Below are 15,821 nucleotides of genomic sequence, written 5' to 3' on the forward strand. Positions count from 1 at the left end.
TTCAAACCTCTCCCTAGTTCTTATTTTTCAGTTAACTCAATAGATTGTTCAAAAGATCTTATCTGATAATTAGCTTTAGAATATTCGCTTAGTGAACGATCATAAACCAAATTACCAAAAATTTTATTAATAACATTAAATCGATACATCCGTTTAATAATTGGATTAAAAAGTTTAGTCATAATTAAATTATTTTCATTCACCTTAGATATCGTTTGTACTAAATTGCTTGTCATTACATATTCTTTGTTTTGAGGGAAATACAATCCAGACTCTTCCTGATCTACCATTACTTTGATAAACTCACATAAGTTATCTATATGTAACATACTTCGCTCATTTTTGAGATTGGGGAAAATAGGAGTTTTCTTAGCCAACTTAGATAGTTTAGGATAATTACCTTTCGACCCTTTTCCATAAATCATTGGTGGTCTGACAATAACTATCTTAAAATCGTCAGAATTGAGGGGATCGATTCCTTTTTCTGCCTGAAGTTTGCTGTCGCCATAGAAATTACTTGGAGTCGGTATAGTATCTCTATCTATTATTCTTTTGCTAGATGTGCTGTCACCATATACAATAATGCTACTCATGAAGATAAACTGCTTAATGCCTTCTGATTTTGCCTTCTTTGCTACTTCAACTGTAAGGTCTCTGTTCACTTTATAGTAGAGGTCTTCCATCTTTGGGTCAGAGGATACATGAGCTATTCCTGCGACATGAAACACTACATCATACTCTGAAAAATCCTTTACTTTCCAGGAAGAATCTTTCATGTCGATAGTGTCTACACTATATTTATCGGGTTCTCTCAAGAGCCATTTTTCAACTGAAGTTCCAATATAGCTGTTTTTTCCGGTTATTAATATTTTCTTCATGGTTAAACAATCTCCTTAGCTATTTGATTCATCAGCTGTATTACCTTCAACTACACCATCACTCTTCAGCACACTAAATATCGTTCCGAAGAAGCATTTAATGTCCATGACTAAACCGATATTCTGTACGTACTCGGCATCGAGTCTAGCTTTCTTCTTAATAGGGAGTTCATCTCGTCCATTTATCTGAGCCCATCCAGTCAGTCCGGCCGGCACATCATTGGCGTTGAGTTTGTCTCTTTCTTCAATCAAATCATATTGATTCCAAAGTGCTGGTCGGGGTCCAATGATACTCATGTCACCTTTAAAAATATTAATGATTTGAGGCAATTCATCAAGTGATGTTTTTCTTAAAAACTTTCCTACTCTTGTGATCCATTGATCTGGATTAGTTAGTAAATGTGTTGGTGTATCTTTTGGCGTATCAATGCGCATCGTTCTAAATTTTAATATGTAGAAATGCTTTTTGTACATCCCTACTCTTTTCTGCTTGAATAAGACAGGACCTTTGGAATCTAGCTTGATCGCAATGATGAGAATCATAAAAATGGGCGACAATAATATTAATCCAATCGCGGATAGTATGATGTCTATTAATCGTTTTACCTTTAAATAATTCATCTCAGTTCCTCCCATTTTTACATGAAAGCTTTGACCTCTAGTTATTAGGCCAAAGCTTTTTAATTAAGCATATGCCAGTGATGATTCGTCTTGTGTTTCTTCAGTTGTTAATTCGATTCTTCCATTCGCAAAATCAATGAGCTGCTCTTTCAATTCACCGTCTTCAAGCTGCTCGATTGTTTGTACAAACTTAAGCACTTCATTGAGTGGTGCATTAGTTACTTTACCAATAAATATTTTTTCGTAAACTTGTTTCTTGGTATTCTCGCTTTTGCTTAAGAGCTCTTCGTATAATTTCTCACCTGGTCGTATACCTGATTCGGTGATTTTAATATCTTTATTCTTCGCTCCACTGAGCTGGATCATTTGTTTAGCCAAGTCGACGATTTTGACGGGTTCACCCATGTCTAGGACAAAGATCTCTCCGCCACGTGCTAGAGATCCTGCCTGTAGGACTAAACGACTGGCTTCTGGGATCGTCATGAAGTAGCGGGTCATTCTGAAGTCCGTAACAGTGATCGGTCCGCCTTTTTTGATTTGATCTTTAAAGACAGGGATCACACTGCCGCGACTGCCTAAGACATTACCGAAACGTACGGCGACGAAGTTGGTTTTGTCTTCTTCATTCAATCCGGTAACAATCATTTCTGCGATACGTTTGGTTGCGCCCATGACGTTCGGTGGGTTAACGGCTTTATCCGTTGAGACCATGACAAAACTCTGGACACCGGCTGCTTTAGCCCCTTCAGCCATATTCTTTGTACCATAGACATTATTCTTGACTGCCTCTGTTGGATTATACTCCATTAGAGGAACATGCTTGTGCGCTGCCGCGTGATAGACGCGGTCGGGCTTGTACTGTGCCATGACTTTAAAGATGCGGTCACGGTCCTGAATATCTGCGATAACAGGAACTAAATCAATGTTATTTTTATCAGCAAATGGTTTCAGTTCTCTATTAATTAAGTATATTGAATTTTCTCCGTGTCCTAAAAGCAGGATACGGTTAGGTGAGAAACGAATGATTTGACGACAAATTTCTGATCCGATCGATCCGCCAGCTCCAGAAACCAGGATCGTTTGACCGGACAGCTGCGTCGCGATTTTCTCCATATCCAGTTTCACTTCGTCACGACCGAGTAAGTCGGTGACATCGATCTCTTTGAATTCATTGACTTCATACGTGCCTTGAACCATATCTTCCACGGAAGGCATCTGGTTCACTTTGATGTCTGTCTCGTTACAGTAAGAAACGATACGTTCTAAGTTTTTAGAAGAAATTGACGGGATAGCGATCGTCACCTGGTCGACATCATAGGTATCGATCAGTTTTTCGATATCTTTCGTCTTGCCTAGTACCGGCACGCCATATACGGTGGTATTTTTCTTGTTGTCGTCATCATCCACGATACCGACAAATTCGATAGCCGGGTCACGTTGTAAGTTATGGATGAAGAGCCCACCGCCTTCACCTGCTCCAACGATCAAGGTACGGAGTTTGGTGACGTCTTTATTCCCGTTCAGCTTCTCTCTCTTCATACGGTGTTCCATAATGATCCGCCAGCCCACACGACTTGCCGGGATGATCATCACTGTAAGGATATACCATAAGAATAGGAAACGCATGCTGAGCGGTGTGAAAATCATATTAAAGATATCACTCACGGTAAAAGCCAATGTAACGATTAGAGCGTGAATGATGGTTTCTCTGATGCTTGTATAGCGGTTGATTTTATCAAACAGCCTGAAATAAAAGGACAGACTGATGTAAACAGTCGCGCTGACTAAGAGCGACCAGATCATCGGCTGAGTCTGAAGCGATAGGAGCGGACTCAGGAACAAGTATGAAAAGATACCCGCTAGATAAAAAACTGTCAGGTCAAGTGTGATTAGTGTTATCCGTTTCATTGTTCGATTCATGACTGTATCCACTCCTACTTTTTAATGTATATTTATTTGAACCATTTAGATATAAACGACTGTTTGATCTCACTTGCTTCGGGTGCGACAATGACATCGCCATTCACCAAATCTTTCGTGACTTTGTGAAATTCATTTGCTTTACTGGTACCGTATTCTTTGCTTAATTTATCGTAGGCTTCCTGCATATGGAAGGCTCTGTTCGTGACATTATGAGCATCGGATGCTAGGAAATGTACGAGGTTCGCTTCAATCAATTGCTTACTAAATTTTTGAATTTTACTCCCGAAACCACCGGTGTAGCTTGCAGCTGTAAGCTGAGCTAAGGCGCCTTTATCGACGAGATTCTTTAGTCGATCGGGATGTTTCAGTATATCGTGGTTACGTTCAGGATGGACAATGATTGGTGTCTTACCATGGCTTTGCAAATCGAAAAAAAGACGTTCCGCATACGTTGGTACTGTTTCTGTTGGGAACTCGATCAAAACATATTGTTTCTGTTCGTCTATAAACAAGATTTGATTGTCTTTAATGCCTTTCAAAATATCGCCATATAAACGGACCTCTTGCCCCGGAAAAATCGTTAGATCGATTTGTCGACGGTCAAGTTCTTCTTGCAGTTCGTCTACTAAAGAGAGAACCTTTTGTTTATCATTTATCCAACTGCGATTCATATGGTGAGGAGTAGCTAAAATATGTGTAATGCCTTCTGAAATAGCTAACTCAGCCATTGCAATGGAATCCGCCATTGTTTTAGCACCATCATCAATACCCGGCAGTATATGGCAATGTAAATCGATCATTTAAATTACTCCTCGTTCATACTGTTATTCTTCACCATAATAGTAGGCGTAAGTATCATTCGACTTATCTACACGATTGAGAACGGCTCCCAAGACATTCACTTTCACTTTATCAAGTGTATCTTTCGCTGTCACTAGCTCATCTTTACTTACTTGACCTTGTGGGACAACAAAAAGCGTTCCATCTGTTATCGTAGCCATTACTTGCGCATCCGTAACTGCGAGTACAGGGGGTGTATCAAAAACGATCATGTCAAAATATTCAATCATTTCACGCTTCACTTCTTGCATACGATTGGATGAAAGTAAGTCAGCCGGATTCGGAGGGATGGCTCCACTAGTCAAAATATATAAGCCAGCAGTATTCGTTTGGCTAACAACATCTTGCAGCTTGGTCTCTTTATTGGTTAACAAACTGGTCAGCCCATCAGAGTTTCTAACCTTAAATGTTTTATGTACCGTTGGTTTTCTCAAATCAGAGTCCACCAATAACACGCGTTTATCTTCTGAAGCAAAGGTTGCGGCTAAGTTAGCGGCTATCGTTGACTTCCCTGAAGAAGGACCCGCTGACGTAACAACCAATGTTCTTATCGCTTCATCTACCATTGAGAACTGAATATTAGTACGCATCGTACGAAACTGTTCCGAAATAACAGATAAGGGTTTGTTTACAACAACAAGACTGGGATGATCTATATCTTTTCTATTTTTTTTTCGTTTAAACAACATATATGGCTCTCCTTTTTAAACGCGTGAACGTACACGTCGTGTTTCATTTGACTTACCAGCTTTTACTTGACTCCCGTCAGCGGTTAGTTCATCTGTCGTCATTTCTGAAATAATCCCTAAGCTTGTCCAGCCTAACTCTTCAACAATGAACGTCTCGTCTTTAACAGTATTGTCCATGAATTCTAATAAGAAGGCTAAGCCAACACCTATCATCCCACCGAGTACTAAACCAATAGCCAAGTTTAATGTGTTGTTTGGAGATATTGGGGTTTCATTCGGAACACTTTCTGAAATCACTGACACGTTATCCACGTTCATGATATCCGGTAATGTTTTCTGAAAGACAGAAGCTGTGGTATTTGCGATAAGTGCTGCATCGTAAGGATTCCCATCATTCACTTGAATATTGAATACCTGTGAATTGTCTTGCGTAGCTATTGCTATTTTGTTAGATAAAGCTGAATGCGAGAGTTCTAAATTCAAATCATCTCTTACTTCATCCAAAACGACCGGACTTTTTAAGATATCTTTGTATGTATTGATCAACTGGACATTTGTATTAATATCGGATTGCTGAATAACTTCAGATTGTTGTGTGCGATTGACGAGTAGTTGTGTGGTTGAACTGTACTCGGGTACAGCAACAAAGAATGTGTAGACTGCTGCCAGTAAAACACCTAGCAAGGTTACATTGATGATCCATGCCATTCTCTTCTTTAATATGTCGAATAATTCGACCAAACTAATTTCTTCTTCCATTTCTTCCTCCTGTAAATCTTTAAATTACTTTAACATTTTTTTATTATCTATACTTTACATAACAGGGTTAATCATAACATAATTTAGTACTATATTTTAATATCTATTTAAAAGTTAGTATTTTGTCATCTTTTAAAAGACAAATTTTGGTCAAAATTAACACTCATTTGATTAGTTTTTGTAACTTCAAAACATTTTCATAGAAAAAAACTTCAGTACTTCCTAAAAAGTTTTTGAAGGTTTTTCTATTTCTCGTATTCCGTTTTATTTTTTGTGTTCTATTAATTTACTCTAATGTTACATTAGTGACTTATATCATTCTCTATAGAGAATACTGTTGTTATAAGCAAAATAATAGCATATTAACTAAAAGATAGTTAACTAAGCCAGTTCATAATGAATTGGCTTAGCATTTACTGCATCAAAATCACTTTTATAATTTATAACTCGTTTCCGGATCTAAAAGATTTTTAGTATCCAAAATAATTTTATCTGTAATTTTTCCTAGATTTTCTTTTAAATGATCATGCGCAAGCATGATCACGATAATATCCGTATTGTCAACGAACTCATCGAAATCGAAGACTTGATTTTCTACCATTTTTTCTTTAATGAATGGATCATAGACTTTGACCCCAAAAGCTAAATTATCTTGCATTTTATCAAGCAATTGCAGTGTAGGACTTTCTCGAGTATCATCAACATTTTCCTTGTAGGCTAATCCATATAACCCTACTCTACCTAAATCTTTTACGTTATGCTCATTCATTATATCTCCCAAACGTTTCAATACGTGTTCAGGCATGGAATCATTGATTTTTCGAGCTGATAAAATCAAATTGGTTAGATCTGGGTAGTCTCCAACTAAAAACCACGGATCTACTGAAATGCAGTGGCCACCAACTCCAGGGCCAGGTTGTAAAATGTTTACTCTTGGATGCTTATTAGCTATTCGAATAATTTCATAGACATCCATATCATCAGACCGGCAGATTTTTGCCAATTCATTAGCAAACGCAATATTAACATCTCTAAAGGTATTCTCAATCACTTTAGACATTTCAGCTGATCGTATATCGGTAAGAACGATTTCACCTTTACAGAAGCTGGCATAAATATCTTTTACTTTTTGACCAACTTCGACATCGTCTGCACCAATCGTTCGAGAATTGTATTCCAACTCATAAATCATATTACCAGGAATAATGCGCTCTGGAGCATGTACTAAATGGATATCCTTCCCAATAGTGAAGCCTTTTTCCTTTATCAAAGGTCGAACAAATTTATCTATTGTTCCGGGTGCGATTGTTGATTCGATTATAATAACTGTGTTTTCCATACAATTTTTTAGAATAGATTCTACTGCAGTGAGAACGTAGGTCGGATCAAGTTTTTTGTTATCAGAAACATATGGCGTAGGAACACCTACAATGTACATATCTGTCTTTTGATATTCCGTAGAAAAAGTAATTCCCTCGTCGACGGCATCTTTAAATAACTCTTTCAGCCCTTTTTCCTCAAAGGTCAGTTCATTATTTGCTAGCTTACTTATAAGTGCCTCGTTAATGTCTGTTCCAACGATATCGACTCCGTTTTTTGCCATCATCAATGCTGTAGGTAAACCTATGTACCCTAGACCAATCACATTTACTTTATTTTCCATTTCTTCACCTCATAATAATTTTTTATAGCTCTTTTTCCAATATATCCGCAATACGCTTGCTGGCTTTGCCATCACCATAAGGATTACTTGCCTGACTCATTTTTGTGTATTCTTCTTTATCTTCCAATAATGTTTTAAACGCGTCGTAAATGACTTCTTGTTCGGTTCCTACCAGTTTAAGTGTCCCCGCTTCAATGCCCTCGGGTCTTTCTGTGGTATCTCGCATGACCAACACTGGTTTTCCTAGGCTTGGTGCTTCTTCTTGAATGCCACCACTATCCGTCAAAATCAAATGTGACTGAGCAAGAAAATTATGGAAGTCAAGCACTTCAAGCGGTTCTATCATTCGTATACGGTCCGTGTCGCCAAAAATCTCATTTGCTGCTTCTCTGACGACAGGATTCATATGAATAGGATAAATGGCTTTAATGTCGTCGTGCTCATCAATAATGCGTTTGATCGCTTTGAACATGTTTCGCATTGGTGCACCCAGATTTTCTCTCCTATGCGCAGTAATCATTATAAGCCTGCTATCTTTTGCCCATTCTAAGTGTTCGTGCGTGTATTCTTTACTGACTGTAGTCTGAAGCGCATCAATAGCTGTATTACCAGTAACATAAATAGTTTCTGGTTTTTTTTCTTCATTAATCAGATTGTTCTTTGATATATTAGTTGGAGAAAAATTAAATTGAGATACTATCCCCACCGCTTGACGATTAAATTCCTCAGGATAAGGCGAATAAATATTATACGTTCTTAAACCAGCCTCTACATGTCCGATAGGGATCTGCAAATAAAAGCAGGCTAATGCTGTAACGAATGTTGTAGAAGTGTCACCGTGAACCAGAACGATATCAGGTTTTGACTCTTCTAAAAGACTTTTCATTTTGTCTAATATATTAATCGTCACATCAAATAACGTTTGTCCTTTTTTCATAATAGATAAGTCATAGTCCGGTTTAACATCAAATGCATTTAAGACCTGGTCCAACATTTCTCTATGCTGACCAGTTACACAAACCTCTGTCACGATCGACTCTCTTTTCTTCAGTTCGAGTACTAGAGGACACATCTTTATCGCCTCTGGTCTAGTCCCAAAGACTACTAACACTTTTTTCATAAAAGACATCCTAACATTAATTTTTTAAGAGTATACACCTAAACTTAATAAACACTATTTTTTCATGCACTATATATTGCCTTTATTCTTTGTTTCATCTCAGACCAAGAATAATTTGGATAAGCCTCTTTAGCGTTCTTTCCCATTAAAGTTAAATTCTGTTCTCCATCAATCATTTCTTTTAATAAGTTTTCAAATGCACTTTTAGAATAATCAATGGAAAAACCCATATTATTTTCCATTACAATTGAATCAATCCCGGTGTTCTTTGCAACGATAATTGGATTGCCTGTCATCATAGCTTCATATACTTTATTTGGGGCAGAATATTTATGGTTGGCTATGGAAGGATCATATATTGCGAACATCATATCTGATTTTGTGTATAAGTCTAATGCCTCATCATAGGTTACTTTTCCCAAATAGATTATATTCTGATGTTTAAAAGACATAGCCTGCACATAGTCCGCAAGCTCTCCAGTTCCTGCAATAATCAATTCCGCACGGGTCTCTTTGCTTATCACATCCACAACCTCTTTAATAAATCGACGTTTTGTTAGACTGCCAACGTAAGTAAAGGTTATTTTACCATTAAAAGATTCTTCTGTTGATTCAATAGTTTCTTCGAGCTTTTTTGATAGTATAGGTGTGTTGTGAATGACACTCAATTGCTTTGGATGACTTCCCTTTATCTGTTCTTTACGTTCTTGAGTACAAATTATCACACTATCAGCATTATTAATGACCCCTTGTTCTAATTTTCTCACTAAGGGTTTAATGAAACCGGGTAATCCATTACGACTATCGACGTAAAAATCTGCAATATGGTAGACATAGCTCTTTTTAAAAAGAAAGTTAGTAACCATTGCAGGCAGTCCCATATCTAAATCAAAAGCATGAATGATATCATATTTTTTACGATTAGATATGAACCATCGAAAGGTTTTTATTTCAAGTTGAATCAATTGAAATAGATTTTTCAAGCCTCCAGCAGGCTTTCCTTTAATTGACATCTCGTAGTTATCAAAAGTATGATGCCCGATTTCAAGTTTTTTTAGTGTTATATGATTTTCTTTATTATATCGACTGCGAGTGAGCAAACAGATATCGTCAGTCACTTCGCTCAATGCAGTGGCTACTCGTAACACTGAAGCATTCATATCCGCTTCGTCATTTCTCGTTATACAAACTTTCATATATGCCCCTCTTATTAAATGTTATTAATTATCGTTATAAAGATCTCGGGTATACACTTTTTCTTTGACATCCGTTATATCCTCAGTCAATCTATTTGCTATTATCACATCAGCTTCTGCTTTAAACAATTTTAGGTCATTATTTACTTGTGAACTATAAAACGTTTTTTCTTTTAGTACGGGTTCGTAGACAACCACTTCGATTCCCTTTGCTTTGATGCGTTTCATAATTCCTTGGATTGCACTTTGACGGAAATTATCTGACCCAGATTTCATCACTAATCTGTATATTCCTACTTTTTCTGGTTTTTTTGAAATAATCTGTTCAGCGATAAAATCTTTCCTTGTTCGGTTTGCATCGACAATAGCTTGAATCAAATTATTTGGTACTTTGTCGTAATTTGCTAACAGTTGTTTTGTATCTTTCGGCAAACAATAGCCTCCGTAACCGAATGAAGGATTATTGTAATGATCTCCAATGCGAGGGTCAAGTGAGACACCATCTATAATGGATTGTGTATCTAGACTGTGAACCTCTGCGTAGGTATCCAGCTCATTAAAATACGCCACACGTAGTGCAAGATACGTGTTTGCGAAGAGCTTAACAGCTTCTGCCTCCGTTGAATCCATCAATAAAAAAGGAACGTCTGAATCGATAGCACCTTCTACCAGAAGGTCTGCAAATTTTTTTGCTTTCTCAGAAGTGTCTCCAACAATTACACGGCTAGGATGCAAGTTGTCATATAGTGCGCGACCTTCGCGTAAAAACTCTGGGGAGAAAACAATGTTATCTGTATTATATTTCTTTCTCATGTTTTCTGTGTACCCAACCGGTACAGTTGACTTGACGATTATCACTGAGTCTGGCGTGTATTCCAATACATCCTCGATCACAGCTTCGACGGCTGACGTATCAAAATAATTTGTTTTGGAATCATAGTTTGTTGGTGCAGCGATAATGACAAATTCAGGATTATGCCCGTAAGCTTCTTCTTTGCTTCCTGTCGCTTTTAAATCTAACTCTTTGTTTTCTAAATATTCGGAAATTTCTTTGTCCACAATCGGGGATTTCTTTTCATTGATCAACAGTACCTTTTCTTCAATGACTTCTAAAGCTCTGACTGAATGATTCTGTGCTAATAAAATTGCATTGGATAAGCCTACATAGCCCATTCCTACAACTGTAATATTCAATTTGACCATCCTCTCTTTTTCATCCTTTTTAGTGTACCACTTTATGCACTTTACTACAATTTAAAAAAGAGCATCCAATGAACTAAAATGCTCTTTTAACTATCTATAATTCTAATTCATTATTCAAATCATTCCGTACACGAGCCAATTCCTGATCCGGTATTATTTCATAGTAGACGCCATTCAACATTGTTCCATTTCCGGAAAGTTGGTTCTGCTCAATTGTTTTTGCAGCGCCTCGATAATTGCTGAATAAATCTTGCATCTCTTCGAAACTCATATTCGTTTTCATTGTATTCCCCATAGTAGACAGTATGCTTTGGTAATTCATTATTGAGTCTAGAGATGCTACACTCTTCATAGCTCCTTCAATAATCTGACGTTGACGAAATTGACGACCATAGTCTCCGTTTGGATCTTTTTTTCGCATACGTGTATATGCGAGTGCTTTAGATCCATCCATATGCGTGGGTTCTCCCTCAACAAACTGATACTGTTCTTGGCTAAACGAAAGTGGCGGTACCACTGTTATCCCTCCAACTGCATCAACAAACTGCTGCATACTTTCCATGTTTACAGATAGATAATAATCTACAGGTACGTCCAATAAATTCTGAACTGAATCCATCGCCATACTGGCTTTGCCAAATGCATGAGCATGATTGATTTTATCTTTTGTTCCTCTACCAATAATTTCTGTATATGTGTCTCTTGGAATACTTAAAATACTTGTCTTGTTACTGTTAGGGTTAACGGTTACGAGCATCATCGTATCGGAACGCCCATGCTCGACGGTCTCGCCATCACTATCGATGCCAAGCAAAAGAACAGAAAAAGGATCTTCACCTTTATTGACATCTACAGGTTTTGTCTGACGGGCAGTATGTTCGTCTCGGTCTGAAACATCTTCATACATTTCGTCGGTCGTGCTTTGTAAGTCACTCCATACTTTCCAGACAGTATATCCACCTGCAGCAGTTAGCAGCAATACAAGTAGCAATAGGATAGATAAAACTCTTTTACCAGTCGATTTTTTATTTTTTGTTTTGTTTCTATTTGAACGTGTTTGCTTTGACATAATTCTCCAACTTTCTGGTTTTTAAAATACTTTAACTATTATACCAGAATTAAATTTAAAAGATTTAAAACTTTGTGACTTTTTTATAAAATTTTATCATTCAACATAAATTCATTTAACGCATCTTTCCAATGAGGGATCTTAAATCCAGTCGCTCGTGTTTTTGATAAATCTAGAACAGAATGTTTAGGCCTTTCAGCTTTTTGCGGGTAATTTTCTGATTCTATAGGTTTAATGGATATATTGTCTTCTTTTAGTATTTCTTTTGCAAAGGTATACCAAGAACTAGTCCCGTCGTTAGATAGATGATAGCACCCATATTCTTGAGACGTCATTACAAGATAGAGCATAAATTCAGCTAGCGTGCGTGTCCAGGTCGGTCTTCCGATTTGATCACTTATAACCGTCAGTTCATTATGGCTCAGCGCTAATTTTTTCATTGTGTATACAAAATTATTGCCAAATTCACCATATACCCAAGATGTCCGGATAATGTAATATTCCTCAAGCGTTTCTTCTACGATATGTTCTCCTGCTAATTTTGCTTTACCATATTCGTTTAATGGATTTGCCTTGCTGTCTACTTTAAACTCATCATTTGTTTGCCCATCAAAAATATAATCTGTGCTGATATAAATAAGAGGAAGATTATATCTTTTACACATTTCTGCTACATTGCGCGTCCCGTCAACATTCACAGACCAGTTTATCTCTTTTTCTTCTTCGGCTTTATCAACAGCGGTGTAGGCAGCACAATGAAAAACAACCGTCGGTTTATCTTCTTTGAAACGTTGATTAATTTTTTCTTTATTCAAAATATTCATATCATCTGAATCATAAGCCATAAAGCGTATATTTATTTCTTTTAAATATTTCTGAAGTTCTCTGCCCAGTTGTCCTGATGCTCCTGTAATCAATACTTTCATACACTCTTCCTTTCTACTTTACACTCGAAAAAAGTCAGCATCTGCTGACTTTTTTTAAAAATTTACAGTTGTGCTCTTTTCTTTAATGGACGCCACCAATTTTCATTATTTTTATACCATTCAATTGTTTCTTCTATACCGGTATCGAATGTATACTCTGGTTTCCATCCCAATTTATTTTCAAGCTTTGTTGGATCGATGGCATAGCGTTTATCATGTCCTAATCGATCATCGACATAGGTGATAGACTCTTTTGAAACATTCAATTTATCAACGATTAAATTAACGATTTCATTATTTGTTCGTTCGTTGTGACCCCCGACATTATATATTTCTCCACTTCGTCCTTTAGTCAATACCAAATGAATCGCCTGACAGTGATCCTTGACGTGCAGCCAGTCTCTAATATTTTTTCCATCACCGTATATCGGTAACTTTTTTCCATCCATTGCGTTTGTGATCATCAAAGGGATCAACTTTTCAGGAAAATGATATGGTCCATAATTGTTTGAGCACCGTGTAATATTGACATCCATTCCATATGTTTCATTGTAAGAACGGACAAGCATATCCGCACTTGCCTTGCTTGCTGAGTATGGGCTGTTTGGTGCAAGTGGTGTTTCCTCTGTGAAGTAGCCTTCCGGCCCCAAACTTCCATATACCTCATCTGTTGATACTTGAACAAATTTTTCAATACCAAGCTCTTTGGCACAGTTAAGTAAATTTAAGGTCCCTTTAACGTTCGTCTCGATGAACACGTCTGGATTCAAAATACTCCGGTCAACATGTGATTCAGCTGCGAAGTTTACAATTTGGGTGACTTTAAATTTTCCAATCAAATATCTAACAAGTTCAGTATTCGTAATATTACCTTTCACAAAATGGTGACGCTCATTGTCTTTAATATCATCTAAATTGTGTTTATTTCCTGCATAGGTCAAAAGATCCAAGTTTACAACTGTTGCATCCTTCTCATTATCCAATAGATAATGTACATAATTACTACCTATAAAACCGGCTCCTCCGGTTACTAAAATATTCATTTTGACTGTCCCTCCCATACGAATGGATTATCCCATTCATCTAATGTCGGATGCTGTTTGTCTTTCTCCGATAAAATTGCTTTATCTGTGTCGATCGCCCAGTCTATACCCAGTGATGGATCATCGAATATGATTCCACCGTCATGTTCTGTAGAATAAGGAGCATCTACTTTATACTGGACATTGCAGTTAGGGGTTAATGTCACGAACCCGTGAGCAAACCCTTTAGGTACAAGTAACTGACGATGATTGTATTCACTGAGTATAAATCCTTCCCACTGTTTATATGTCGGAGAACCTTTTCTTAAATCCACAATGACATCGTAAATAACACCGGTAGTGGCTCGGATCAACTTGGTCTGAGATTTCGGAGGGATCTGAAAATGAAGCCCTCTTAATACGCCAGGTTCAACGGATAGGGAATGATTATCCTGTATAAAATTATTTTCTATACCGAATGCATTGAATCTCTCTTTATTGTAACTTTCAGTAAAGAAGCCACGATGGTCCCCGTGCACATCAGTTTCAATGATTTTTGCATCTTTTAAATGTGTTTCAATAACTTTCATTGGTCTCTCCTTTACTGGTTATCTACTAATCGTAACAAATACTGTCCGTACTCGTTTTTCTTCAGTGGTTGTGCGAGAACTTCTAGTTGCTCAGATGAAATATACCCCATACGCCAGGCGATTTCTTCCAAACAAGCGATTTTCATGTTTTGACGTTTCTCAACTGTTTCGATAAACTGTCCTGCTTCTAAAAGAGATTCATGCGTACCGGTATCCAGCCAGGCAAAACCTCGGCCCAAAAGTTCTACTTCAAGCTCACCTTTGTCTAAATACGCCTGATTGATATCAGTAATTTCTAGTTCTCCTCGTTCAGAAGGTTTGATCTGTTTAGCTATTTCTACAACTTGATTATCATAAAAATAAAGCCCTGTGACAGCATATGAGCTTTTAGGTTCAGTCGGCTTTTCTTCTATTGATATGGCTTGCTTTTCATCATCAAACTCGACAACACCAAATCGTTCAGGATCCGAGACATGGTAACCAAAAACTGTTGCGCCCTTTTCTTTGGTTGCCGCCCGCTGGAGCATTTGAGATAACCCTCCGCCGTAATAGATATTGTCACCTAGAACCAGACACACAGATTCATCTTCGATAAAATCTTCACCGATAATGAATGCCTGTGCCAAGCCCTCCGGTTTTTCTTGTATAGCATATTCCAGTGTCAACCCTAAATCAGAACCATCGCCTAATAGCTCTTCAAACCGTGGGGTATCTTGTGGTGTAGATATAATCAAAACTTCTTTTATACCTGCCAGCATCAATACAGACAGCGGATAGTAAATCATGGGTTTATCGTATATTGGCATAAGTTGTTTAGAGACTGCTTTAGTCAGTGGATACAATCGTGTTCCACTTCCTCCCGCTAATATAATCCCTTTCATTTAAACACGTCCATTCATTTTAATTGCTGTGATTTCATTAGTTCAATTGTAATATACTACGTTTTAATATACAAATAGATTTTTCAGTAATGAGAAGCTTCTCACTATGTAAAAAACCAACTAAAGAAAATTGGTTCTTTGTCAAATCGTGTTGGTCAGAGATTTCCGAGGTAGAAAGCTTAAATGCTTTCTACCTTTTTTTATGCGACTTTAGTATTTAATTGTTTGTTGATCACTTTTTCTTCTTCAAAAGTTAAGGGTCTGATTTCTTTCTCGGTCTTTTCTTTCAATTTAAAACTAATTAGAATGCGTGCCCTCAAATGACTAAAATTACGATAACCATAACCACTTCGTTTGATTGTTTTAATTTTATTGTTAATGCCTTCAAGGTGTCCATTGGACAAGGTGTACTTACAAGAATTCTCTATGGAACCCAGGTAT

At 37.3% G+C, this 15,821-nt stretch carries 16 protein-coding genes; all 16 read right to left on the bottom strand.

Translation table 11 applies throughout. The features are described from left to right. Positions 1–20: 20 nt before the first annotated feature. Positions 21–878 (bottom strand): NAD-dependent epimerase/dehydratase family protein, encoded by an 858-nt coding sequence (locus BMX83_RS05835; RefSeq protein ID WP_091634633.1) that lies wholly within the window; start codon positions 876–878, stop codon positions 21–23. A 15-nt stretch (positions 879–893) separates the two neighbouring features. Then, positions 894–1,499 carry a sugar transferase gene (locus BMX83_RS05840; protein WP_091634635.1) on the bottom strand — a complete coding sequence of 202 codons (606 nt, stop codon included), beginning with the start codon at positions 1,497–1,499 and terminating at the stop codon, positions 894–896. A 63-nt stretch (positions 1,500–1,562) separates the two neighbouring features. Then, positions 1,563–3,419 (bottom strand): polysaccharide biosynthesis protein, encoded by a 1,857-nt coding sequence (locus BMX83_RS05845; RefSeq protein ID WP_091634638.1) that lies wholly within the window; start codon positions 3,417–3,419, stop codon positions 1,563–1,565. A 32-nt stretch (positions 3,420–3,451) separates the two neighbouring features. Beyond that, the gene (locus BMX83_RS05850; protein WP_091634640.1) at positions 3,452–4,222 is read right to left on the bottom strand and encodes a tyrosine-protein phosphatase; all 771 of its coding nucleotides are present in this window, start codon (positions 4,220–4,222) and stop codon (positions 3,452–3,454) included. Positions 4,223–4,246: 24 nt separating this feature from the next. Further along, entirely contained in the window at positions 4,247–4,951 is a 705-nt protein-coding gene (locus BMX83_RS05855; RefSeq protein WP_091634643.1) for a CpsD/CapB family tyrosine-protein kinase, read from the bottom strand. Between the two features lie 15 nt (positions 4,952–4,966). Then, positions 4,967–5,710: a YveK family protein gene (locus tag BMX83_RS05860; RefSeq protein WP_091634646.1), complete on the bottom strand. Its 744-nt coding sequence runs from the start codon at positions 5,708–5,710 to the stop codon at positions 4,967–4,969. 433 nt (positions 5,711–6,143) lie between these two features. After that, positions 6,144–7,373: a nucleotide sugar dehydrogenase gene (locus BMX83_RS05865; RefSeq protein ID WP_091634649.1), complete on the bottom strand. Its 1,230-nt coding sequence runs from the start codon at positions 7,371–7,373 to the stop codon at positions 6,144–6,146. A 22-nt stretch (positions 7,374–7,395) separates the two neighbouring features. Then, on the bottom strand, positions 7,396–8,493 hold the full coding sequence (gene wecB / locus BMX83_RS05870) for a non-hydrolyzing UDP-N-acetylglucosamine 2-epimerase (RefSeq protein WP_091634652.1): 1,098 nt from the start codon (positions 8,491–8,493) through the stop codon (positions 7,396–7,398). Positions 8,494–8,555: 62 nt separating this feature from the next. Further along, the gene (locus BMX83_RS05875) at positions 8,556–9,689 is read right to left on the bottom strand and encodes a glycosyltransferase family 4 protein (protein WP_091634655.1); all 1,134 of its coding nucleotides are present in this window, start codon (positions 9,687–9,689) and stop codon (positions 8,556–8,558) included. A gap of 24 nt (positions 9,690–9,713) precedes the next feature. After that, positions 9,714–10,883 carry a nucleotide sugar dehydrogenase gene (locus BMX83_RS05880; RefSeq protein WP_091634676.1) on the bottom strand — a complete coding sequence of 390 codons (1,170 nt, stop codon included), beginning with the start codon at positions 10,881–10,883 and terminating at the stop codon, positions 9,714–9,716. A 103-nt stretch (positions 10,884–10,986) separates the two neighbouring features. Next, the gene (locus BMX83_RS05885; protein ID WP_091634658.1) at positions 10,987–11,961 is read right to left on the bottom strand and encodes an LCP family glycopolymer transferase; all 975 of its coding nucleotides are present in this window, start codon (positions 11,959–11,961) and stop codon (positions 10,987–10,989) included. A gap of 83 nt (positions 11,962–12,044) precedes the next feature. Continuing rightward, complete coding sequence (gene rfbD / locus BMX83_RS05890) at positions 12,045–12,887, bottom strand: dTDP-4-dehydrorhamnose reductase (RefSeq protein ID WP_091634661.1); 843 nt, start codon at positions 12,885–12,887, stop codon at positions 12,045–12,047. A 62-nt stretch (positions 12,888–12,949) separates the two neighbouring features. Further along, positions 12,950–13,930 (bottom strand): dTDP-glucose 4,6-dehydratase, encoded by a 981-nt coding sequence (gene rfbB / locus BMX83_RS05895; protein ID WP_091634664.1) that lies wholly within the window; start codon positions 13,928–13,930, stop codon positions 12,950–12,952. Further along, a complete protein-coding gene (gene rfbC / locus BMX83_RS05900) occupies positions 13,927–14,499 on the bottom strand; it encodes a dTDP-4-dehydrorhamnose 3,5-epimerase (RefSeq protein ID WP_091634668.1) in 573 nt (190 codons plus the stop codon). The genes rfbB and rfbC overlap by 4 nt, the downstream gene beginning before the upstream one ends. Before the next feature lie 11 nt (positions 14,500–14,510). Then, entirely contained in the window at positions 14,511–15,380 is an 870-nt protein-coding gene (rfbA, locus tag BMX83_RS05905; protein WP_091634671.1) for a glucose-1-phosphate thymidylyltransferase RfbA, read from the bottom strand. A 200-nt stretch (positions 15,381–15,580) separates the two neighbouring features. Then, the coding region (locus tag BMX83_RS05910; protein ID WP_143059494.1) for a transposase at positions 15,581–15,821 on the bottom strand (241 nt) is incomplete at its 5' end.

Origin of the sequence: Alkalibacterium gilvum (assembly GCF_900109085.1) — a bacterium.
Taxonomy (GTDB): Bacteria; Bacillota; Bacilli; order Lactobacillales; family Carnobacteriaceae_A; genus Alkalibacterium; species Alkalibacterium gilvum.